The following is a 20308-nucleotide window of genomic DNA, read 5'->3' as shown; positions in this document are numbered from 1 at the left end:
ATGGCCCATTCCAGCCCGTTCCATGGGCTGAACGCCCTCATCGAGACCTACGGAATGATCCCGCCGGGGAGCACGGTGCTGTGCGCCTGCTCTGGGGGGGCGGACTCGGTGTATCTCCTGCACCGGCTGTACCTGCTCCGGGAGCGGATGGGGTTCCGTCTGGCTGCCGCCCACTACAACCATCAGCTGCGGGGGGAGGAATCCCGGCGGGACGAAGCATTCGTCCGCCGCTTCGTCGCCCAGTGGTGCGGCCCCGCCCAGGTGGACGGACATGAGCTGCCCGGTGTCCCCCTCTATGTGGGCCGGGGCGACGTGGCTGCCCAGGCCGGAGAGCTGGGACGAGGCCTGGAGGAGACCGCCCGGGAGATGCGTTACGCCTTCCTCCGGGAGACCGCGGCAGAGCTGGGCGGAGCCCTGATCGCCACCGCCCACACCGCGGATGACAATGGAGAGACCATCCTGCTCCACCTGCTCCGGGGCAGCGGCCTGCGGGGGCTGACCGGCATCCGCCCGGTGGGGGAGGGGCTGATCCGCCCCATGCTCACCACCACACGGGCCCAGGTGGAGGAATATCTGCGCCTCTACGGACTGCCCCATGTGGAGGACAGCTCCAACAGGGACGAGTCCTTTTCCCGCAACCGCCTGCGCTGGCAGGTGGTGCCGGAGCTGGAGGACATGTGCCCCGGCTTCGCCAGACGGACGGCGGAGACCGCAGCCCTGCTGCGGACAGACGAGGACTACCTCACCGGCCTGGCGGAAAAGGCGGTGGCGGACCTCCTCCCCCGCGCGGGGACCCTCCGCCTGCCCGCGGCAGCGGTGGGGGATCTGCCTGACGCCTTGGCGCCCCGGGCGGCCCGGCTGCTGCTGGCCCGCCTGCGGGACGGAGATACCGATCTGGCCGCCCCCCATCTGGGGGGGGTGGTGGCCCTGTGCCGGGGGAGGGACCCCTCTGCCCGGCTGGATCTGCCGGAGGGCATCACCGCCCGACGGGAGTATGAGATGCTGGTGCTCACCCGGGAGACTGCGCCCCCGGCACTGGAGGAGGCATCCCTCCCCATGCCCGGGCAGCTGCGGACGGGGGAGTGGACCCTGACCTGCGCGGCAGCGGTGTACCAAGGGGAGCCCCAGTCGGGCCGGGAATTCTGGCTGGCTGGGGCAGAGGGGCTCACCGTCCGTCCCCGGAGGACCGGGGACCGGCTGGAGCGTCCGGGCCGTCCGGGCCGAACCGTGAAAAAAATCATGATCGACCAGAAGCTGCCCAGGCACCTGCGGGATACCGTCCCTGTGCTGGACAGCGGCGGCAGGGTGGCTGCGGTGGCGGAGCTGGGGCCGGACGCGGCCTTTCTGCCCCGCCTGGGGGAGCCCTGCTGGCATATTACGGCGAAAAGAAAAGGAGAATATTTCATGTTGGAAAAGGATATCCAGGAAATACTGTTTTCAGAGGAACAGCTGGCCCAGCGGGTGAAGGAGATCGCCGGTGAGATCAACCGGGACTACGTCGGACAGGAGATCATGCTGGTCAGCGTGCTCCGAGGTTCCTTTGTGTTCATGGCGGACCTGTGCCGGCGCATCGATCTGCCCTGTACGGTGGACTTCATGGCGGTGTCCTCCTATGGCGGCGGGACCTCCTCCAGCGGCCAGGTGCAGATCACCAAGGACCTGTCCAGCGACATCACGGGGAAGAACATCATCGTGGTGGAGGATATCCTGGACAGCGGAAACACCCTGAGCTATCTGCTGAAGGTGCTAGAGCAGCGCAGCCCGGCCTCCATCCGGCTGTGTACCCTGCTGGACAAGCCGGAGCGCCGGGTCAAGCCAGTGGAGGTCCACTACTCCGGCTTCACCATTCCAGACGCCTTTGTGGTGGGCTATGGGCTGGATTACGCAGAGCATTACCGGAACCTGCCCTACATCGGCATCCTGAAGCCGGAGGTCTACGGCGGCTGAGCCGGAGAGACTTGGAGGGCGGCGGCCTCCTGAAATTTGTGATCCGCCGGAAAGGACGTGGTTTTCCTGAAACGGTTCAGCGCGCGGGACCTGATCTTCTATCTGCTGGCCATCCTGGTGATGGTGTTCACCTTCAATGCGGTGCAGCAGATGAACGAGCCGGATGACCCCACTTATAATGAGATCCGCCTGCTCTTTGAGCAGGAGAAGGTGAAGTACTTCTCCGTGGAGGACAATGTGCTCACTCTGACTCTGCGGGGGGAGGGGGAGGACACCTCCACCCTGAAGTACCACCTGGCCGACTTCAATGTGTTCTATAACGACCTGCACGAGCTTATCGACAGCCAGCGCCAGGCTGGGATCATCCAGGACTATGACTACCCCGCCGGCTGGGCGGAGCCTTGGTGGTTCGTCTATGTGCCCTACCTGGTGATCCTGCTGGGCTTCGGCATCCTGATGTACACCATGTATCTGCGGCAGAACACTGGGGGCGGCGGAGGAGGGGGGCCGTCCCGCTTCGGCCATGCCCGCACCCGCACCCTGGCAGACCAGGGGAAGAAGGTCACCTTCAACGATGTGGCCGGTGCGGATGAGGAGAAGGAGGAGTTGGAAGAGATCGTGGAGTTCCTCCGGGACCCCCAGAAGTTCACCGCCCTGGGCGCCCGCATCCCCAAGGGCGTGCTGCTGGTGGGGCCTCCGGGCACGGGCAAGACCCTCATCGCCAAGGCGGTGGCCGGCGAGGCGGGGGTCCACTTCCTGTCCATCTCGGGCTCTGACTTCGTGGAGCTGTATGTGGGTGTGGGTGCCAGCCGGGTGCGGGACCTGTTCGACCAGGCCAAGAAGGACGCCCCCGCCATCGTGTTCATCGACGAGATCGACGCGGTGGGCCGGCAGCGGGGCGCCGGCCTGGGCGGCGGCCACGACGAGCGGGAACAGACCCTGAACCAGCTGCTGGTGGAGATGGACGGCTTTGGCTCCAATGAGGGGGTCATCGTCATGGCGGCCACCAACCGGCCGGACATCCTGGACCCCGCCCTGCTGCGGCCTGGCCGGTTCGACCGCCAGATCTATGTGGGACTGCCCGACATCAAGGGCCGGGAGGAGATCCTGAAGGTCCACGCCCGGAAGAAGCCCCTGGCGGAGGACGTATCCCTCTCCGATGTGGCGAAGGCCACCTCCGGCTTCACCGGTGCGGATCTGGAGAACCTGCTCAATGAGGCGGCTCTGCTCTCTGCCCGGGAGGACCGGCGTTTCATTACCCGCCAGGACCTCCACGAGGCCATGATGAAAGTAATTGCCGGCCCGGAGAAGCGCAGCCGGGTGGTGACGCCCCATGCCAGGCGGCTTACCGCCTACCACGAGGCGGGCCACGCCGTGGTGATCCACGAGCTGGACAGCCAGGACCCCGTGCACCAGATTACCATCGTGCCCCGGGGACAGGCGGGAGGCATGACCATCTCTCTGCCCAGGGAGGACCGGGCCTATCTGTCCAAGCGGGAGCTGGAGGAGCGCATTGCTGTCTGCCTGGGCGGCCGGGTGGCGGAGCAGCTGGTGCTCAACGACATCTCCACCGGTGCCTCCAGCGACATCCAGAAGGCGTCTCAGACTGCCCGGGCTATGGTCACCAAGTACGGCATGAGCGAGCGGCTGGGGACCATCGCCTACGGCAACGAGAACGATGAAGTGTTCATCGGCCGCACCATGGCCCAGGCCCGGACCTACTCCGAGGAGGTGGCAGGCCAGATCGACGAGGAGGTCAAGGCGATCGTGGACCGGGCCTATGCCCGGTGTGAAGAGATCCTGACCCGGCGGCGGCAGGAGCTGGAGCTCACCGCACGCTATCTGCTGGTCCATGAGACCATGAGCGGCGAGATCTTTCAAAAAGTGTTCACTGACCCGGCGGCCCCTGAGCTGGCGCTTCCGGAGGAGGACCAGCCGGCCCAGGAGGGCTGAGCGCGGCGGCAGCCGGGAGGTGGAAGGACCTCCCGGCTGTTTCATATGGATAGGGAGAGGGGGACGGAGGATGAGAAAAAGAAGAGCTGGAGGGACGGCGGCGCTGGTCCTGCTGCCGCTGCTGGCCGGATGCGGCGCCTCAGGGCCGGAAGCGGCGGGCTCCGGGCTGGAGGAGGTGTCCTCCCGATAGGGGCCAGACGCACAGGGGGCGTGCCTGCTGGGCACGCCCCCTGTGCGTTATGTCATGTTACAGCTGACGCAGCTCCTGAATGGTCTCCTGGATGGTCCTCTGGGGCAGCCAGACGGCAGCCATCTCCGCCAGCTGAGCCAGGGTCAGGGACCGGGAGGCCCCCACCAGCGGGTGGTTCATGAATTTCCCAAACCGGCGCTGGAACACAGACCGGGAGGCCCGGTTATCCAGCAGCTCCCCCACCGTAATGGTGTTGTTTCTCAGATCCAAGGTCATTTCACCTCCGCTCCATTCTATGCAGGGGAGGGGAAAAGAATGTGGAGTCAGGACGGTGAGACTGTTGAAAAAGTAGCTCTGCCGCTTTTTCGAGCAGGAGCTTAGAAAAGTTTACCCACAATTCTTTGCAGAATTGTGGGTAAAGATTTCATGAAAAGCATCATTTCTAAGGCACATGCCCTGAGAAATGACGCAATCAAACCTTACTCGGCTGCCTGCGGGCGCTGGAACTCCGAGCAGGAGTTTTTTTCCACAAGCTGAGTGGGAGCTTCCTTATACAAGAAGCTCCCACTGGTGAGGTTTAAAATTGTGGTGTGCTCAACTCTCCGCATACCGGGAGAGGAACTGCCGGGTGCGCTCCTGAGAGGGGTGCTCGATGACCTGATGGGCTGGGCCCTGCTCCACAATGACGCCGCCATCCATGAAGATGACCTGATCGGCCACATCCCGGGCGAAGGCCATCTCGTGGGTGACGATGATCATGGTGGTCTTCTGCTCCGCCAGGGAGCGGATGACCTTGAGCACCTCACCGGTGAGCTCCGGGTCCAGGGCGGAGGTGGGCTCATCAAAGCAAAGGATGTCCGGGTGGAGGGCCAGGGCCCGGGCGATGGCCACCCGCTGCTGCTGGCCGCCGGAGAGCTGACTGGGGTAGTGGTCCGCGCGGTCACTCAGACCCATCTTGGCCAGCAGCTCCCGGCCCTCGGCCTGGATCTCCTCCAGGATCTGCTTCCGGTTGGCTTTGAAGTCGGGCCGTTCCTGGCTGAGGAGCTCCTTGGCCAGGGTGACGTTCCGCAGGGCGGTGTACTGGGGGAACAGGTTGAAGGACTGGAACACCAGGCCGAAATGGAGCCGCTTTTTCCGCACCTCGCTCTCCCGCTGGGTGGCGGGATCGTCGGCGTCGAACAGAGTGTCCCCCTGGACGACGATCTGCCCCTGGTCGGGGGTCTCCAGAAAGTTCAGGCACCGCAGCAGGGTGGTCTTGCCGCTGCCGGAGGAGCCGATGATGGCCAGAGCCTGGCCCTGCTCCAGGTCAAAGCTGATGTCCTCCAGCACCCGGGTCGCGCCAAAGTGCTTTTCAATATGATGTACTTCTAAGATCGGCATGTTCGCTCCCCCTTATACCCGGAAGTAGTCCAGCTTCTTTTCCAGCCGGCCCAGCACCATGGTCACGATGGCGCTGAAGGCCAGGTAGTAGACCGCCGTGAACATCAGCGGCCACCACAGGCCGGAGATCCCCTGATTGCCCTTCATGAAGGACTCAGCCGCCCAGATGACCTCCTGCAGCGCAATGGCACGGGCCAGGGAGGTGTCCTTGACCAAGGTGATGATCTCGTTGGACATGGGGGGCACGATGCGCTTGACCATCTGGAGCAGGGTGACCTTGAAAAAAATCTGCCGCTTGGTCATGCCCAGCACCAGGCCGGCCTCGTTCTGCCCCGCCGGCACCCCCTGGATGCCGCCCCGGTAAATCTCGGAAAAATAGAAGGCGTAGTTGATGATGAAGGCCACGCATACCGCCGCCATCCGTCCCACCTCGCCCCGGGGCCATGGGCTGCCATCCTCCAGTATCAGACCGGGCACATAAAACAGGGCGATGATCTGCAGGATCAGGGGCGTGCCCCGGACAATCCAGACCAGCAGACGGGTGACCAGGCTGATGGGGCGGAAGGAAATGAGCGCCCGGGCCACCCGGCCGGGCTCCTGCCCCCGGCGGAGCAGGACCCACCGGGTGGGCCGGGACAGGGGCGTCCAGCGGTTCATGGAGCCGAAGGCGATGACCAGCCCCAGAGGGAGCGCCCCGATCAGGGTCACGAAAAACAGCTCCAGGGTTACAAGAAACCCTTGGTTCAAGGCTATCAGTACCGTCTGGGTCACTGGTGATTGAAAAAAGTCGAGCATAGGGGTCGTCCTCTCTGTCTGTGATAGTGGGGCGCAACCGCTCAAAAGCAGAGAGCGGACCCGCTCTCTGCTTTTGAGGGATTCAGCTGCGGAGATCGTTTACTCCAGGATGACGGCATCCTGCAGGCCATAGGTGGCAGCAATCTGCTCCACGGTGCCGTCAGCCACGGCCTGCTTCCAGAACTCGTTGAAAGCATCCACCAGGTCAGAGCCCTTGCGGAAGCCCACGCCGTAGAACTCAGATGCCTCTGCTCTCATGTCGTTAAGGTTAAGGTCGTACACCAGATCGCCGTAGCTGGTGCCCTCGCCGGTCATCTCGGCGGCCATGAGCACGTCGATAACAGCGGCATCGGAGGTGCCGGAGGCGACCTCCATCAGGGTGTTGGCCTGGGACTGCACGGGCACGGTGGTGGCCCCCAGCTCCTCGGCGGCGTCCTCACCGGCGGAGCCGGACTCTACGGCGATGCTCAGCCCCTCCAGAGAGGTCAGCCCCTCAAAGTCCGCTGCCCTGTCGGCGGGGTAGACCAGGGTCTGATAGTTGGTGCAGTAGGGCTCGGAGACGCCCATGGCGGCGGTGACCTCGTCGTTGATGGTCATGCCGTTCCATACACAGTCAATGGTCTTGGAGTCCAGCTCCTGGACCTTATAGTCCCAGGTGATCTCCTGGAACTCCACGTTCACGCCCAGGCTCTCGGCAAAGGCCTTGGCCATGTCGGCATCAAAGCCGATCCACTCGTCACTCCCCGCTTCCTTATAGTCCATCGGGGCGAAATTGGTGATACCCACATACAGGGTGCCCTGGTCCTGGACATAGGCCAGGTCGCTTTCCGCGTCCGCGGGAGTGCTGGATGCCCCCTGGCTGGAGCTGGCGGCGGGGGTGCTGGCAGCGGGAGACTGGCTGCTCTCCCCCTGAGAAGTGGTCCCGCCAGAGCAGGCGGCCAGAGACAGGCACATAGTGATCGCCATTACAAGAGACAACATCTTTTTCATACCGAGAGATCCTCCAAAATGCAGATTGGTCAAAAACGGGGCATTTGACACTTTCACATTTTAGCACGCTAATGTAATGTTGTAAAGAGGTTTTTAATTTTTTTTGATCTTTCGGGGAAAAAGCAAGCGTCCCCCCGCAGCCCATAGGGGACAGCGGGGGGACGCCTTCCGCATCCGATCAGAGAGGCGGCAATTACTTCATGCCGTTCTCGTAGGCTTCGATCATCTTCTTGACCATCTGGCCGCCCACGGAACCGGCCTGCTTGCTGGTCAGGTCGCCGTTGTAGCCCTGCTTCAGGTTGACACCCACCTCGTTGGCCGCTTCCATCTTGAACTTATTCAGAGCCTCGCGGGCATTGGGGACCAGAGACTGCTTGTTGGTAGACATAATTCGTTTCTCCTTTACCTGTTCATTTTGATCTTCTTTGTTTCGTTGGATGGAACATCCGAGCATAGCATTGCCCTGGAGAAGCGGACTATGCAGGAAAAGGCTTTCCTGTTTTTGTTGATTTTCCATCATTTTCAGATCAGGGAAACGGCAGGAAGGAAACCGGCTCAGAGAACGGGGGCCGGGCGGACGGCGGGGCTCATCCGCGGCGGCGGAGACGGCGCAGCAGGCCGCCCAAGGGACCGGAGGGCAGGGCACGGGCGGCAAATTCCACCTCCCGGCAGCTCCGAACGGCCTCGTCCATGAAGAAGTCCTGAGAGGAGAGGCCGGGGGCGCCCGGGGCGGGCACTTTTTTTTGATAGCTCCCTTCACTGTCCAGGGCCCGGGCCTTCACGGTATCCCGCAGCAGGATGTCCAGAATGTGATTCAAGCGGGCCTTGGTGTGGGTGGCATAGACGGGACAGATGACCTCCACCCGGCGCTGGGTGTTGCGGGTCATCATGTCCGCCGAACCCAGGAAGAGGCGCTGGTTCTCTCCAGAGCCAAAGCTATAGATGCGGGAGTGCTCCAAAAAGCGCCCCACCACGCTGGTGACGGAGATGTGCTCCGTGTGGCCGGGGACGCCGGGCCGCAGGCAGCAGATGCCGCGGATGATGAGATCGACCCGAACCCCTGCACGAGAGGCCTCGGCCAGCTTTTCCATGACATCGTAGTCGGTGAGGGAGTTCATCTTCATGATGATGCGGCCGTGGCTGCCCCGGGCGGTCTCTTCCCCGATGAGCAGGAGGATGATCTGCTTCAGGTTGGAGGGGGAGACCAGGAGGTTGTGGTAGCTGCCCTCCAGATTGCCCACAGCCATGTTTTTGAAAAATTCCGCTGCATCCAGGCCGATGCCCTGATCCGCGGTGATGAGGGAGAGGTCTGTGTACTGCTCTGAGGTCTTCTCGTTGTAGTTGCCGGTGCCGATCTGGGTGACGTACTGGATGCCGGATTTGCCTTTCAGGGTGATGAGACATACCTTAGAGTGGATCTTATAGTCGCTGAACCCGTAGATCACCCGGCAGCCCGCGTCCTCCAGGCGCTCGGACCAGTCGATGTTGTTCTGCTCATCAAAGCGGGCCCGCAGCTCAATGACGGCAGTGACCTCCTTACCGTTTTCCGCCGCCGCACACAGATACTCCACGAGCCGGGCCTTCTGGGCCAGGCGGTAGATGGTGATCTGGATGGAGAGGACCGACGGGTCGGAGGCGGCCTCCCGGATCAGGCGGAGGAAGGGCTCCATGCTTTCAAAAGGGTAGCTGAGAAGCAGATCCCGGCGCTGGACCAGGTGGAGATAGGTCTCCCGCTTGGGCTTGGGGGGCGTCTGGGGGGAGAAGGGCGGGTAGAGCAGCGCACTGTGGAGGGGTTCCGGCAGCTTTTTCAGCATGGGGTGGACAAACCCCATGCGCATGGGAGCCCGGGAGAGGAAGATCTGGGCGGGGGCGACGTGGCAGCGCTTGCAGAGAAAGGCGGACAGGGCCTCGCTGAGGGGAGCGGCGCACTCCAGCCGGACCACGGCCATCCGTTTGCGCTTGTGAAGCAGCTTCTGCATCTGGCAGCGGAAGTCATCGTCCACATCAAAGCCCTCGTCCTGGGGGGCGATATCGGCGTTGCGGGTGACGCAGACACAGTTTTTCTCCGCCACGCCGTAGGGGTCAAAGACCCGCTTCAGGTTATCCAGAAGCAGCTGTTCGGTGCGCACATAGCGCAGTCCCTCCCCGGGGAGATAGACTACCTCGGGGGCGGAGGGAGGCACAGGGACGATGCCGAAGAGACTGCGGTCCTTCCCATGGAGGCGGGCCACCACATAGACGCTCTTGTTCTGGAGGTGAGGGAAGGGGTGGTTGATGTCCACGATCTGAGGGGAGAGGATGGGGAGCAGCTGGGTCTTGAAGTAGGTCTTGAGAAAGTCCTTGTCCTTCCCGGCGAGCTGGCCGGGGGAGACTTCGCAGACCCCATAGGCCTGGAGCTGGGTCTGGAGCTGGGCGTAGACCTGGTCCCGCTGCTCCATCAGAAGGACTGCCCGGCGGTAGATGGCCTCCAGCTGCTGGGAGGGGAGCAGGCCGGTGCGGCTGTCCACCTGGTCGTCCCCCATGACAGCCATGTCATAGAGGCTGCCCACCCGGATCATAAAGAATTCGTCCAGGTTGCTGGTGAAGATGGAGACAAATTTCAGCCGCTCGGCCAGGGGATTGGAGGGATCGCGGGCCTCTTCCAGCACCCGCTCATTGAACGTGAGCCAGGAGAGCTCGCGGTTCTGCATGTAAGGTTGGGGTTCCCGGGCCATCAGACAGTCACGCTCCTTCGTTTCAATACCTCGGTGAGCAGGAAGCCCTCCCGGACGCCGTAGCTGCTGACCTCAATGGCGTCGCCCCGGCACCGATGGGCCAGGGTGGAGAGGATGACCAGCCCAGGGAGCAGGGTGTGGACCCGCTCGGGGACGATCTTCAGCAGGATCTGGAGGTCCGCCTTAGCGGGAGCGGAGAAGCGCTCCAGGAGGCCGTCCACCATGTTCAGGGTGATGGTGCGGTTGCCGGCGGGCAGCTTGTAGAGGTAGTTGCACAGCTTCCCGGCCCCGCGGATGGTGCCGCCCACCCCACAGATCACCGGACAGGGAAAGTCGGGCAGGGGGGCGCCGTCCAGCGCCTTTTTCACCTGCTTGCGGATCTTGGCCTGTTCTTTGGGGGAGGGGAGCAGGGTCTCCACACAGCGGTTATACAGGTTCAGGGAGCCCAGGGGGATGGAGGCGGCGTGGCGTATCCTGCCCTGAGAGAAGCAGACCCACTCGGTGGAGCCGCCGCCGATGTCCAGCACCATGCCCTGCTCCCGCTCCTCCATGCCGGAGGTGGCTCCCACATAGTCCAGGATGGCCTCCTCCCGGCCGGAGAGGAGGCGGATCATCAGTCCGGTGCGCTCCTGGAGCTGGAAGACCGCCTCCTCGCTGTTGGTAATGTTGCGCAGAGAGGCGGTGGCGAAGACCGCCCGGTTCTCAATGTGGAGGGCATCCAGGATGGACCGGAAGCGGAGCAGGGCATCTGCGGCCCGGTCGAGGCCCTCCCGGCTCATGGAGCCGTCCTCCCGAACATAGCCGGCCAGGCCGGCCGTCTCCTTGCTTTGAAAAATGCTGTGGATAGCTCCGTCCTCCTCCACCTGATAGACATTCAGGCGGATGGTATTGGAGCCGATGTCGATAATAGCGTACATGCAAGCTCTCCTCTGTGGCTGCGGTCCGCTCGGAAGCGGGACCGGATCATCTGAGTCGTATGATATCAAATGCAGGGGGCTGGGTCCAGAAATAGGATGCAGAATTTTGGTTAAATGTATGTAAAATCACTGGCTGAACAGACAAGACGATGATTTTTGACGGCAGAGTATAGAGATCCCCGGGGAAATGTGGTAAACTTCCTTCATCTGGAGATCTTACAGAGAGGAAGGAACTGAGCATGCTGTCTTTTGTCAACGACTACTCTGAGGGGGCCCACGAGCAGGTGCTCCGGCGGCTGGCGGAGACCAATCGGGAGCAGCATCCCGGATATGGGACCGATCCATACTGCGCCCGGGCAAAGGAGAAGATCCGGCGGGCCTGCGGCTGCCCGGAGGGGGACGTCTTTTTCCTGGTGGGCGGGACCCAGACCAATCAGGCGGTGATCTCCGCCCTGCTGGCCCCCTGGGAGGGGGTGATCGCCCCCGCCACGGGACACATCTGTACCCATGAGGCGGGAGCCATCGAGGCAACCGGGCACAAGGTGCTGGAGCTGCCCCAGCGGGAGGGGAAGCTGTCAGCGGCGGAGCTGCGGACCTATCTGGAGGGCTTTTACGGGGACGAGAACCACGAACACATGGTATTTCCGGGCATGGTGTACCTGTCCTGGCCCACTGAGCTGGGCACCCTCTATACCCGGGCGGAGCTGGGGGAGATCCACAAGGTGTGCCGGCAATACAAGATACCGCTGTACCTGGACGGCGCCCGGATGGGCTATGGGCTGGCCAGCCGGGGGAGCGGCATGACCCTGGCGGACCTGGCGGCCAGCTGCGACGTGTTCTACATCGGGGGGACCAAGGTGGGGGCCCTGTTCGGAGAGGCGGTGGTCTTCCCCCGGCACAACGCCCCCGGGCGCTTTATGACCGCCGTGAAGCAGCGGGGCGCCCTGCTGGCCAAGGGCTGGCTGCTGGGGGTGCAGTTCGACGCCCTGTTCACCGATGGACTCTACCAGAAGCTGGGCAAAAATGCCATCGAGACGGCGGAGCGGCTGAGAGAGGGATTCCGGGAAAAGGGGTTCTCCTTCTATTTGGACACCCCCACCAACCAGATATTCCTGGTGGTGGACCGGGCCCAGCGGGAGGACCTGGCCCGGAAGGCCGCATTCAGCTTCTGGGAGCAGCTGGACGAGGAGCGGACGGTGATCCGCTTCGTCACCAGCTGGGCCACCCGGATGGAGGACGTGGAGGAGTTGATCCGCCGGCTGTGAAGCGGGCTGTTTGAATCATTTGGGAGGAAAAAAGAGATTGTTCTTGTTGGAAATAGACAAAAAGATTGACAAATAAAAGAAAAAGATATATATTATTCTAAAAGGAAGCGGGGGCGATGGTCAGATAACGGAGAGATGTATGAAAAAATCAGTGAGAAATTTCATAAAAATCTATTGGGAAGTTCTGCTTGTAGTGGCTGCTGGAATTGCAGGTGTGATACTTTTAAAAGTAAAAGGTGAAGATTGGCCTGCTGCGTTGAATTTTCCCACAGAGGCAGTAGCGGCTGGCTATTGGATCTTGATACTGGGAATGACGGCATTAGAAGGAATCCTGATTTTCCGTTTTCTGGTGAAAGGGCTGGAATATGTAATATATACTGTTCTGCCGCTATGGCTCTACCTTATGTTTGCCTCGCCAGGAGGACTGCTTTTCCCAAGCCTGATTTGGACATACAGTTTGGTGATCCTGATCGCCCGGCTTGTGATGCTGATAAGGTGCAGGCTAAAAAAACAGGACCGGCAGTTTTCTCATCTGTCATCTATGATATGTATTGATGTGATCAGCACCATAAACATCCTTCGAGAATTTGTATTGTTTGGATAGCGGTAAAAAGCATCGGCCCCATCCATCACGGATGGGGCCGATGCTTTTTATCGGTAGGAATCGGCCAGGGCCTTGAATTTGGGAAGGGCCCGCTGGATCATGTCGGTCTGGACGCAGTAGGCGATGCGCACGTGGCCGGGGGCGCCGAAGCCGGAGCCGGGGACCAGCAGCAGATCGAACTGCTTGGCCCGCTCGCTGAAGGCCATATCGTCGGGCTCCAGGGAGCGGGGGAAGAGGTAGAAGGCGCCGCCGGGCTCCACACAGTGGTAGCCCATCTCCCGCAGGGCGGGGACCAGCAGCTTGGCGTTGCGCTCATAGACCGCCAGATCGGAGGTGAGGTCGCAGCACAGGGAGGTGACCTGCTGGAACAGGCTGGGGGCGTTGACGTAGCCCAGAGACCGTCCGGCGCCTGCCACGGCGGCGTAGACCTCCCGGCTGTCGGTGACGGAGGCGGGGACCAGCACGTAGCCCAGGCGCTCACCAGGGAGGGAGAGGGACTTGCTGAAGGAGTAGCACACGATGGTGTCTGGGTAGAGCTGGGGAATCCAGGGCACCTGGAAGCCGGAGAACACGATCTCCCGGTAGGGCTCGTCGGAGATCAGGTAGATGGGGTGGCCGTAGGCCCGGCTCTTTTCCGTCAGGATGGCGGCCAGCCGCTCCAGCGTCTCCCGGGAGTAGACCACGCCGGAGGGGTTGTTGGGGGAGTTGACCACCACGCCCTTGGTGTGCTCGCTGATGGCGGCCTCAAAGGCGTCAAAGTCGATCTGGAATCCCTCGATCTCCGGGGGAATGAGCACCATCTTGGCCCCAGCGCCCTCGATAAAGACCTTATACTCCGGGAAGTAGGGAGCAAAGACGACGAACTCGTCCCCGGGGCAGGTCAGGCCGTTGAACACACAGCACAGGGAGGCGGCGGCCCCCACGGTAATGTAGAACTGGTCGGCGGTATAGCAGGTGCCGAAGCGGCGGTTGAGGGAGTCGGCGAAGCGCTGGCGGGCCTCCTGGTCCCCCTGGGCGCTGGTGTAACAGTGGATGACCTCCGGCTGCTCCCGAAGGATGCGGACGGCGGTGTCGTTGACCTCCTGGGGGCAGGGGACGCTGGGGTTGCCCAGGGAGAAATCGAAGACATTCTCCGCCCCCACCTGGGCGGCACGTATCTTGCCGTATTCAAAGAGCTCGCGGATGACGGACCGGGCGGTGCCCAGCCCCAACATGCGTTGATTCACCATGAAGATGGCCTCCTGTCCTTTGTCTGATTTGAGCCTATTATAGCACCGGGGCCAAGCCCCGTAAAGCGCATCTTTTCCCGCAGAAGGGAGGAAAAGCGGGCCGGGCCCGCTCTGCCGCACGCGGCGGCGGCGTCAGGAGGCGCCTTGAAAAGTGACCATATCAGATGCCGAGTCAAAACATATAGTAATTTAAAATTGGTATATTGCGATAAGTTTTAAAAATCTGGGGGGAGATCAAGCCGATCCAGTCAGCGTCCCGAAGAAATGGTGCCCATGCGCCGCCGTCGAAAATGCCCAGAAGAACAGGCGTAAAAACGCCGCACTCCCACGGGAGTGCGGCGTTCAAATTCTCACATCTCCTGACGGCCCTCCAGGGCCCGCATCAAGGTGGCGTCGTCGGCGTACTCCAGGTGGCTGCCCACCGGGATGCCGTAGGCCAGACGGGTGATCTTCACCCCAAAGGGGCGCAGCAGCCGGGAGAGGTACATGGCGGTGGCCTCCCCCTCCGTGTCGGGATTGGTGGCCATGATGACCTCCTGGACCCCGCCGGCGGCCACCCGCTCTACCAGGGACTTGATGTGCAGGTCATCCGGCCCCACGTGGTTCATGGGGGAGATCACCCCGTGGAGCACGTGGTAGAGCCCCTGGTACTCCCGGGCCCGCTCCATGGCCACCACGTCCTTCGGGTCGGCCACCACACAGATGACGGAGGCGTCCCGCTTGGGGCTGGCGCAGATGGAGCAGGGGCCGTCCCCCTCCGTCAGATTCTGACACACCGGACAGCAGTGGATGGCGGACTTGGCGGACAGAATGGCCTGGGCAAAGGCGGCGGCGTCCTCCTCTGGGAGGGAGAGGACGTGGAACGCCAGCCGCTGGGCGGATTTGACGCCGACGCCGGGCAGGCGGGCGAACTGCTCCACCAAATTTTCCAGTGCGGGGGGGAAATACTGCATGGGAAAGACCTCCGGAGTCGTAAATAGTACACGGTGTGAACAGGGGGAGATCAGCGCTCCCGCTCCAACACGACGGCAAACAGATAGCTGACACCGGCCGGAAAGCCGGCGGGATAGGGCGTGAGGGAGGTGGTCCGCCACCCGGCCAGGGCCATGTCGTTCATGACCTGCTCCGCCTGCTCCAGGCTGTCAGCGGAGAGGATCTTATACTCTCTCACCGCGCACCCCCTGACACGCGGAGGGCCTGAATGGCGGCGGGGATGTCCTCCGCCCCGTAGACAGCGGAGCCGGCCACCAGCACGTTGGCCCCCGCCTCCACCACCAGGGGGGCGGTCTTGGGGGAGATGCCCCCGTCCACCTCCAGTTCGCAGGCGGGGTTGTACCGCTCGATGAGGGCGCGCACCTGGCGGATGGTGTCCAGCTGGGACTCCATGAAGGCCTGGCCGCCGAAGCCGGGCTCCACCGTCATCACCAGCACCAGGTCCAGCTCCTCCAGATAGGGGAGGATGGCCTCCGCCTTGGTGATGGGCCGCAGGGCCACCGCTTTTTTTACGCCGCACTCCCCCATGACCTTCAGAGCCTGGGCGATGCGGGTGGGGTGGTCGGCCTCCAGGTGGATAGAGAGCAGGTCCGCCCCAGCCTTGGCAAAGGCTTCGATGTACCGCACCGGCTTTTCGATCATCAGATGGACATCCAGGAACATGTCGGTGCACCGGCGGATGGACTGGACCACCGGGACGCCGATGGTGAGATTGGGAACGAAAGCGCCGTCCATCACGTCCACATGGAGGTAGTCGGCATCGGAGACCCGCCGGATATCCCGTTCCAGATTGACAAAATCGGCGGAGAGGATGGAAGGTGAAACTTTTATCATGGTTTTGACCCCGCTTTCCGAAAAAATGAGAGGTTTTGATCAGGGCTGTAGGGGCTGGGCCAGGGGCAGAGGGCCGGTCCGACGCATAGGATGCAGAGCGGAGAGCGGGAGGGCGGAAGCACTCCCCGGAGCCCCGGACCCGAGGCCTGCTCCAGGCTGATCCCACGGCCGCCCGGCGGCCCCGGCCGATCCGGATGGCCCGCCGCTTTTCAGATACCCCCCGCCGGGGGCCCCCCCCCCGGGGGCGGCGGGCGAAAAACAAACACGCCGTGCAGGGCAAGCCTACACAGCGCGAGAAGCACGGGCTTCTCCATGCAACACGGACGCAGGAGTACAACAGCAAAACCGACCTTTACAAGAAAGACCGGAATGTCGTATAATATCCATGCGGTGCGGCCGGATGGCCGTTGTGTAGGTGGTGTCAGCACCTGCGCAGGTTTGCGGGCGTTGGCGCGCCCGCAAACTGCCGCATTTTTGTTTTTCGTGTTGATTATAGCAGGAAACCAGTTCCAATGCAAGAGGCAGGCACACACGCCCTTTTTCGCGCAGAGGACAGAAAGAGAGGAGAGGCGGATGCCTCTCCTCTCTTTCCGCTCAGCCCGACTGGGGCATGGTCACGGTGGCCTTGAACAGGTCCCCGTCCACCGCCAGCTCGAAGGTCCCGCCCTGGAGCTCCGTCAGGCTGCGGGCGATGGACAGCCCCAGCCCGGAGCCCTCGGTGGTCCGGGACTCGTCCCCCCGGACGAAGCGCTCCATCAACCGCTCCGGCGGCACGTTCAGCGGGTCCCGGGAGATGTTCTTGATGGACAGGGTCACCTGCCCCTTCCCCCGGACCAGCTCCAGATAGATGCGTGTCCCCTCCATGGCATATTTGGCACAGTTGCCCAGTAGGTTGTCAATGACCCGCCACAGATGGCGCCCGTCCGCATACACATAGGTCTCCCCCTCCGGCAGACTGGGGACCACTGTGAGCTTCCGGGCCTCCAGCTTCTCCTCGTACTCCCCCAGAGCCTGGTCCACCAGCTGGCACATTCCGATCTTCTCCCGGTTCACCGTCAGCGCGCCTGTGGAGGCCTTGGACGCCTCCACCAGATCCTCTGTGAGCTTTTTCAGCCGCTGGGACTTCCGATCCAGCACCTCGATGTATTCCCGGGCTTTGGGGTTTTCCACCTCCTCCATTTTCAGGAGGTTGACATAATTTATAATAGAGGTGAGAGGAGTCTTCAGATCGTGGGAGACGTTGGTGATGAGCTCCGCCTTGAATCGCTCACTCTTCATCTTCTCCTCCACCGCACCGTTGAGCCCGTCAGCAATGTTGTTGAGCGCCTCGGCGTGGAGCCTGAGATCGTGGGGCATGCGGGTAGTGTCGATCTGGTGGTTCAGGTTGCCGCCCGCGATGGCCTCGCTCCCCTTCCGCAGGCGCTGGAAGCAGACACTCCAGTGGCACAGCCACAGCAGCATCCCAAGATTGATCAGAAACAGAGGGATGGGATTGTCCCACCAGATGCGGCGGGCAAAAAAGCATAGCACCAGATAGGCCAAAAACCCCGCCACGCTTCTCCATATCATGGGGAAGGAGCGGATGGCATCCAGCAGACCGCTCCATATCCAGCTGCATGCCCGGCAAACCAGGGTAGTGCGGGCCAGGACCCCCGCCTTGCAGCGCACCACCAGGGTGCGCAGGACCAGCACGGCCAGCGCCGTCATAGCCGTTACGCACAGAGAGACCACGATGGCGCTCACCTGGTTCTCATAGCTCTCCTGAGACGCATACCCCCAGCCGTACAGGAACTCCATCAGCGGGAAAATCAGAATGAAAAACAGGACCCCCGCCCCGATCAGATACAGGTCAAAATAGATTTTTTCCTGCCAGGTGAGGACGATCCCCTCCACTCCCTCCTTATGGCCGGAGGACCACATGAGAAAGGCAAAGCAGGCAAGGGAGAGCACCAGGCACACACAGGTGGCAGCGATCCTCAGGGGGATCTCTTTCCGGCCCCCTGTGTCGCGGGCATGGAGCTCAGAAAATTCATCCTCTGCCCCGGACAGCTCCTGGGGGACGCCACACTCGATGATATAATAGGCATCTCCGCTCTCCTCCGACCCCTCCGTCACCAGCGCAGGGTCCCCCGCATCGGGGCTGCTGTTCCAGGGCTGGGTCAGGTGCTCCCCTGGACGGAACACAGCGGAGTGGATCTCGGGCACCAGCTGCTCCAGGGACTCCCCCGGCGCCAGATTGGTGGCTAGGACCTTTGTCCCGTCCTGACTGAGCACCCGGTAGCGGAAAGAGGTCTGATCCTGCGCCATTGCTGCTCCGATCCGCTCCGCATCTGTCTCATACCGCACCTGGTCCAGATAGGCCAGTCCAGGATCCTCCAGCGCAGCTCTGGCCGCGAACCACTCGGCCAGCTGGTCCTCCCGTTCCCGGATCAGCTCTTTGAACTCCCAGGTATCCTGCCAGCTGTCTGTCAGCACATAGTCGATCCCCCGCAGCACAGCCATCCCCTGCCAGCACAGGCTGAAGACGGACACCAGAATCAGCAGTGAGGCGATCACCTTGGCCGGCACGCTCTTTCGGACATCGCTCACTCACGCTCCCCCTTTCTCGATCTTATAGCCCAGCCCCCACACTACTTTCAGATAGCGGGGCTCGGCGGGGTCGATCTCGATCTTCTCCCGCAGATGCCGGATGTGGACCGCCACCGTGTTCTCTGAGCCGTAGGCGGGGTCGTTCCATACCTGTTCATAGATTTGGGCAGAGGAAAAGACCTGTCCCGGGTGGGAGAGGAGCAGCTTCAAAATGTTATACTCAATGGGCGTCAGGGACACAGGCGCACCGTCCACCATCACCTGCTTGGACCCGTCGTCCATAGAGATGGGGCCCACGGTGAGCATACCGGGCGCCTTCTCCGCTCCCCCCAGTGCCGTATAGCGGCGCAGCTGGCTCTTCACCCGGGCGATCACCTCCAGGGGATTGAAGGGCTTTGTAATGTAGTCGTCCGCCCCGATGTTCAGTCCCAGGATCTTGTCTGTATCCTCGCTCTTGGCGGTAAGCAGGATAATGGGCACATTGCTCCCCTCCCGCAGCTTGGCCGTGGCCCGGATGCCATCCAGCTCAGGCATCATCACGTCCATCAGGATCAGATGGATCTCGTTTTCCTCCGCCGCCTGGATAGCCTCCCGGCCGTTATATGCCGCGATGGTGCGGTACCCCTCGCTGGTCAGGTAGATATCCAGTGCGGAGACGATGTCCCGGTCATCGTCACAAATCAGTATCGTGTACATACTCTCTCCCCCAGAAGCTTCATTTCCGGCCGGCTCAGCAGGTCCGGCCCGACTGTACTATAAGGATAGCATAGACAGTTTAAGTTGCAAGACCGAAAATCTTAAGAACTGATAAAATTGTGGGGCCATCCCTGTGCTTTCTTCCACTCCTCCGCCGGCAAGGTCCCCTTCCAATGCGGGCTTCCTAACCGGTTTTTTAAATTTATCCTATTTCCTCCAAAAACACACCAACAAACCTCATAAGAAAAGGGCTTTTTTCCTCCGCTTTTTTGTTTTGAGCGAATAAATTCAATTATTTTCCATCATACTCTTGAAAGTGACAGAATAAAAGTGTAACATACAAGAAAGGTCGATTTTTCTTCCTCAGCCCACTATCGCATCATGTTGCGTAAGAAAAAGGAGTGTCCTACTATGAAGAAGACCCCGGAGACAATTGAGAAGGCGGCTGAGCCTGTCGCTGAGAAGGCGGCCGAGACCGTAGTGGAACAGGCTTCCAAGCCTGTGACAGAAAAGGCCGCTGAGACCGTCGCCAAGCCCAAGGCCGCCAAGGCTAAAAAGCAGCCCGCTGCCAAGGCCGCACCCCAGAAGACGGAGGATATCTTTGTCCAGTTTGGCAGCGGAGAGTGGAACGTCTCTGAGTTAGCCGAACGCGCTAAGGCGGCCTATCTGGCTGAGGGCCACCGCGCCGCCTCCATCAAGAAGCTCTGCCTGTATGTCAAGCCGGAGGATGGCAAGGCCTACTATGTGGTCAATGACAAGGCCGCCGGCAACATCGAGCTGTGACCCCCTTTCCTGCCTGAAAAGCGGAAAAGCCCTCCGGTCTGGAGGGCTTTTGTCATTAGAAAACGCCGCAGCTCACGCTGCGGCGTTTTTGATGCCTTAATAGAACTTCTTGCGATTCTTGCGGGCAGCCTCGGACTTCTTGCGGCGCTTAACGCTGGGGCTCTCGTAGTGCTCACGCTTCCGGACCTCAGCCAGCACGCCAGACTTGGCACAGCTGCGCTTAAAGCGCTTCAGCGCGCTCTCCAAAGACTCGTTTTCTCTTACACGGACTTCCGACATTTATATTTCCCTCCCTCCGGCGCGGCGGGGCGTCCCCTGCCGCGAAAGGGCCATTCATATGGCTTTAACAGATTCATTATATTAGACTTTTTCCTTCTTGTCAAGCTCCAGTTTCCCGAGAAAATTTGAACATTTTATGAAAACCCGCTC

Annotated in this window: 20 protein-coding genes and 1 pseudogene; 6 read left to right on the top strand and 15 right to left on the bottom strand. The window is 61.7% G+C overall.

The features are described from left to right. The 3 genes and pseudogenes from tilS to ftsH all read left to right on the top strand — a co-directional run. Nucleotides 1-1365, top strand: a pseudogene (tilS, locus tag NE584_RS19680) (tRNA lysidine(34) synthetase TilS); the annotation flags it as partial. Between the two features lie 39 nt (nucleotides 1366-1404). Then, complete coding sequence (hpt, locus tag NE584_RS04925) at nucleotides 1405-1947, top strand: hypoxanthine phosphoribosyltransferase (protein ID WP_050625406.1); 543 nt, start codon at nucleotides 1405-1407, stop codon at nucleotides 1945-1947. A 57-nt stretch (nucleotides 1948-2004) separates the two neighbouring features. Beyond that, nucleotides 2005-3900, top strand: coding sequence for an ATP-dependent zinc metalloprotease FtsH (ftsH, locus tag NE584_RS04920; RefSeq protein ID WP_256182037.1), 1896 nt, complete (start codon nucleotides 2005-2007; stop codon nucleotides 3898-3900). Between the two features lie 247 nt (nucleotides 3901-4147). Here the strand turns inward: ftsH and NE584_RS04915 are convergent, their stop codons facing one another. The 7 genes from NE584_RS04915 to NE584_RS04885 all read right to left on the bottom strand — a co-directional run bounded on the left by NE584_RS04915 (nucleotide 4148) and on the right by NE584_RS04885 (nucleotide 10886). Next, nucleotides 4148-4366: a hypothetical protein gene (locus NE584_RS04915; protein ID WP_242850285.1), complete on the bottom strand. Its 219-nt coding sequence runs from the start codon at nucleotides 4364-4366 to the stop codon at nucleotides 4148-4150. Nucleotides 4367-4684: 318 nt separating this feature from the next. Further along, nucleotides 4685-5470 carry an amino acid ABC transporter ATP-binding protein gene (locus NE584_RS04910; protein WP_108980568.1) on the bottom strand — a complete coding sequence of 262 codons (786 nt, stop codon included), beginning with the start codon at nucleotides 5468-5470 and terminating at the stop codon, nucleotides 4685-4687. A 12-nt stretch (nucleotides 5471-5482) separates the two neighbouring features. Further along, nucleotides 5483-6265: an amino acid ABC transporter permease gene (locus NE584_RS04905; protein ID WP_050623474.1), complete on the bottom strand. Its 783-nt coding sequence runs from the start codon at nucleotides 6263-6265 to the stop codon at nucleotides 5483-5485. Nucleotides 6266-6364: 99 nt separating this feature from the next. Beyond that, the gene (locus tag NE584_RS04900) at nucleotides 6365-7255 is read right to left on the bottom strand and encodes a transporter substrate-binding domain-containing protein (RefSeq protein ID WP_050623475.1); all 891 of its coding nucleotides are present in this window, start codon (nucleotides 7253-7255) and stop codon (nucleotides 6365-6367) included. 193 nt (nucleotides 7256-7448) lie between these two features. Further along, entirely contained in the window at nucleotides 7449-7643 is a 195-nt protein-coding gene (locus tag NE584_RS04895; protein ID WP_108980570.1) for an alpha/beta-type small acid-soluble spore protein, read from the bottom strand. Between the two features lie 199 nt (nucleotides 7644-7842). After that, on the bottom strand, nucleotides 7843-9969 hold the full coding sequence (gene ppk1 / locus NE584_RS04890; RefSeq protein ID WP_108980571.1) for a polyphosphate kinase 1: 2127 nt from the start codon (nucleotides 9967-9969) through the stop codon (nucleotides 7843-7845). Further along, entirely contained in the window at nucleotides 9969-10886 is a 918-nt protein-coding gene (locus NE584_RS04885) for a hypothetical protein (protein ID WP_050623496.1), read from the bottom strand. The genes ppk1 and NE584_RS04885 overlap by 1 nt, the downstream gene beginning before the upstream one ends. 239 nt (nucleotides 10887-11125) lie before the next feature. Here NE584_RS04885 and NE584_RS04880 point away from each other — a divergent pair, with 239 nt between their 5' ends. Further along, nucleotides 11126-12151: a low specificity L-threonine aldolase gene (locus NE584_RS04880; protein ID WP_108980572.1), complete on the top strand. Its 1026-nt coding sequence runs from the start codon at nucleotides 11126-11128 to the stop codon at nucleotides 12149-12151. Nucleotides 12152-12290: 139 nt separating this feature from the next. Next, nucleotides 12291-12755: a hypothetical protein gene (locus NE584_RS04875; protein ID WP_108980573.1), complete on the top strand. Its 465-nt coding sequence runs from the start codon at nucleotides 12291-12293 to the stop codon at nucleotides 12753-12755. 47 nt (nucleotides 12756-12802) lie between these two features. On the opposite strand, the gene NE584_RS04870 is transcribed toward NE584_RS04875, so the two are convergent. The 7 genes from NE584_RS04870 to NE584_RS04840 form a co-directional block, all read right to left on the bottom strand. Then, a complete protein-coding gene (locus NE584_RS04870) occupies nucleotides 12803-13984 on the bottom strand; it encodes a pyridoxal phosphate-dependent aminotransferase (RefSeq protein ID WP_108980574.1) in 1182 nt (393 codons plus the stop codon). Between the two features lie 172 nt (nucleotides 13985-14156). Then, nucleotides 14157-14330 (bottom strand): hypothetical protein, encoded by a 174-nt coding sequence (locus NE584_RS04865; RefSeq protein WP_157954713.1) that lies wholly within the window; start codon nucleotides 14328-14330, stop codon nucleotides 14157-14159. Nucleotides 14331-14334: 4 nt separating this feature from the next. Continuing rightward, nucleotides 14335-14937 carry a recombination mediator RecR gene (gene recR, locus NE584_RS04860; RefSeq protein ID WP_108980575.1) on the bottom strand — a complete coding sequence of 201 codons (603 nt, stop codon included), beginning with the start codon at nucleotides 14935-14937 and terminating at the stop codon, nucleotides 14335-14337. Nucleotides 14938-14987: 50 nt separating this feature from the next. Further along, on the bottom strand, nucleotides 14988-15155 hold the full coding sequence (locus NE584_RS04855; RefSeq protein ID WP_154669725.1) for a hypothetical protein: 168 nt from the start codon (nucleotides 15153-15155) through the stop codon (nucleotides 14988-14990). Then, on the bottom strand, nucleotides 15152-15811 hold the full coding sequence (rpe, locus tag NE584_RS04850; protein WP_108980576.1) for a ribulose-phosphate 3-epimerase: 660 nt from the start codon (nucleotides 15809-15811) through the stop codon (nucleotides 15152-15154). Before rpe ends, NE584_RS04855 begins: the two co-directional genes overlap by 4 nt. 594 nt (nucleotides 15812-16405) lie before the next feature. After that, nucleotides 16406-18400: a HAMP domain-containing sensor histidine kinase gene (locus tag NE584_RS19815; RefSeq protein WP_050623848.1), complete on the bottom strand. Its 1995-nt coding sequence runs from the start codon at nucleotides 18398-18400 to the stop codon at nucleotides 16406-16408. Next, nucleotides 18401-19096 carry a response regulator transcription factor gene (locus tag NE584_RS04840; protein WP_050623847.1) on the bottom strand — a complete coding sequence of 232 codons (696 nt, stop codon included), beginning with the start codon at nucleotides 19094-19096 and terminating at the stop codon, nucleotides 18401-18403. A gap of 411 nt (nucleotides 19097-19507) precedes the next feature. Here NE584_RS04840 and NE584_RS04835 point away from each other — a divergent pair, with 411 nt between their 5' ends. Then, nucleotides 19508-19879 carry a DUF6465 family protein gene (locus tag NE584_RS04835; RefSeq protein WP_256182025.1) on the top strand — a complete coding sequence of 124 codons (372 nt, stop codon included), beginning with the start codon at nucleotides 19508-19510 and terminating at the stop codon, nucleotides 19877-19879. A gap of 96 nt (nucleotides 19880-19975) precedes the next feature. On the opposite strand, the gene rpsU is transcribed toward NE584_RS04835, so the two are convergent. Further along, nucleotides 19976-20158 carry a 30S ribosomal protein S21 gene (gene rpsU / locus NE584_RS04830; protein ID WP_023348912.1) on the bottom strand — a complete coding sequence of 61 codons (183 nt, stop codon included), beginning with the start codon at nucleotides 20156-20158 and terminating at the stop codon, nucleotides 19976-19978. Nucleotides 20159-20308 lie beyond the last annotated feature (150 nt).

The organism is Clostridium sp. DFI.5.61 (assembly GCF_024462915.1).
Classification (GTDB): Bacteria; Bacillota; Clostridia; order Oscillospirales; family Oscillospiraceae; genus Lawsonibacter; species Lawsonibacter asaccharolyticus.
The sequence above is the reverse complement of the archived record's forward strand: the minus strand, read 5'-3'. Positions and strand labels throughout refer to the sequence as shown.

Bases quoted from the DNA above. Each gene is read 5' to 3' on its own strand.
- hpt (WP_050625406.1), top strand. From the start codon at position 1,405: ATGTTGGAAAAGGATATCCAGGAAATACTGTTTTCAGAGGAACAGCTG.
- NE584_RS04915 (WP_242850285.1), bottom strand. From the start codon at position 4,366: ATGACCTTGGATCTGAGAAACAACACCATTACGGTGGGGGAGCTGCTG.
- NE584_RS04910 (WP_108980568.1), bottom strand. From the start codon at position 5,470: ATGCCGATCTTAGAAGTACATCATATTGAAAAGCACTTTGGCGCGACC.
- NE584_RS04905 (WP_050623474.1), bottom strand. From the start codon at position 6,265: ATGCTCGACTTTTTTCAATCACCAGTGACCCAGACGGTACTGATAGCC.
- NE584_RS04900 (WP_050623475.1), bottom strand. From the start codon at position 7,255: ATGAAAAAGATGTTGTCTCTTGTAATGGCGATCACTATGTGCCTGTCT.
- NE584_RS04895 (WP_108980570.1), bottom strand. From the start codon at position 7,643: ATGTCTACCAACAAGCAGTCTCTGGTCCCCAATGCCCGCGAGGCTCTG.
- ppk1 (WP_108980571.1), bottom strand. From the start codon at position 9,969: ATGGCCCGGGAACCCCAACCTTACATGCAGAACCGCGAGCTCTCCTGG.
- NE584_RS04885 (WP_050623496.1), bottom strand. From the start codon at position 10,886: ATGTACGCTATTATCGACATCGGCTCCAATACCATCCGCCTGAATGTC.
- NE584_RS04880 (WP_108980572.1), top strand. From the start codon at position 11,126: ATGCTGTCTTTTGTCAACGACTACTCTGAGGGGGCCCACGAGCAGGTG.
- NE584_RS04875 (WP_108980573.1), top strand. From the start codon at position 12,291: ATGAAAAAATCAGTGAGAAATTTCATAAAAATCTATTGGGAAGTTCTG.
- NE584_RS04870 (WP_108980574.1), bottom strand. From the start codon at position 13,984: ATGGTGAATCAACGCATGTTGGGGCTGGGCACCGCCCGGTCCGTCATC.
- recR (WP_108980575.1), bottom strand. From the start codon at position 14,937: ATGCAGTATTTCCCCCCCGCACTGGAAAATTTGGTGGAGCAGTTCGCC.
- rpe (WP_108980576.1), bottom strand. From the start codon at position 15,811: ATGATAAAAGTTTCACCTTCCATCCTCTCCGCCGATTTTGTCAATCTG.
- NE584_RS04840 (WP_050623847.1), bottom strand. From the start codon at position 19,096: ATGTACACGATACTGATTTGTGACGATGACCGGGACATCGTCTCCGCA.
- NE584_RS04835 (WP_256182025.1), top strand. From the start codon at position 19,508: ATGAAGAAGACCCCGGAGACAATTGAGAAGGCGGCTGAGCCTGTCGCT.
- rpsU (WP_023348912.1), bottom strand. From the start codon at position 20,158: ATGTCGGAAGTCCGTGTAAGAGAAAACGAGTCTTTGGAGAGCGCGCTG.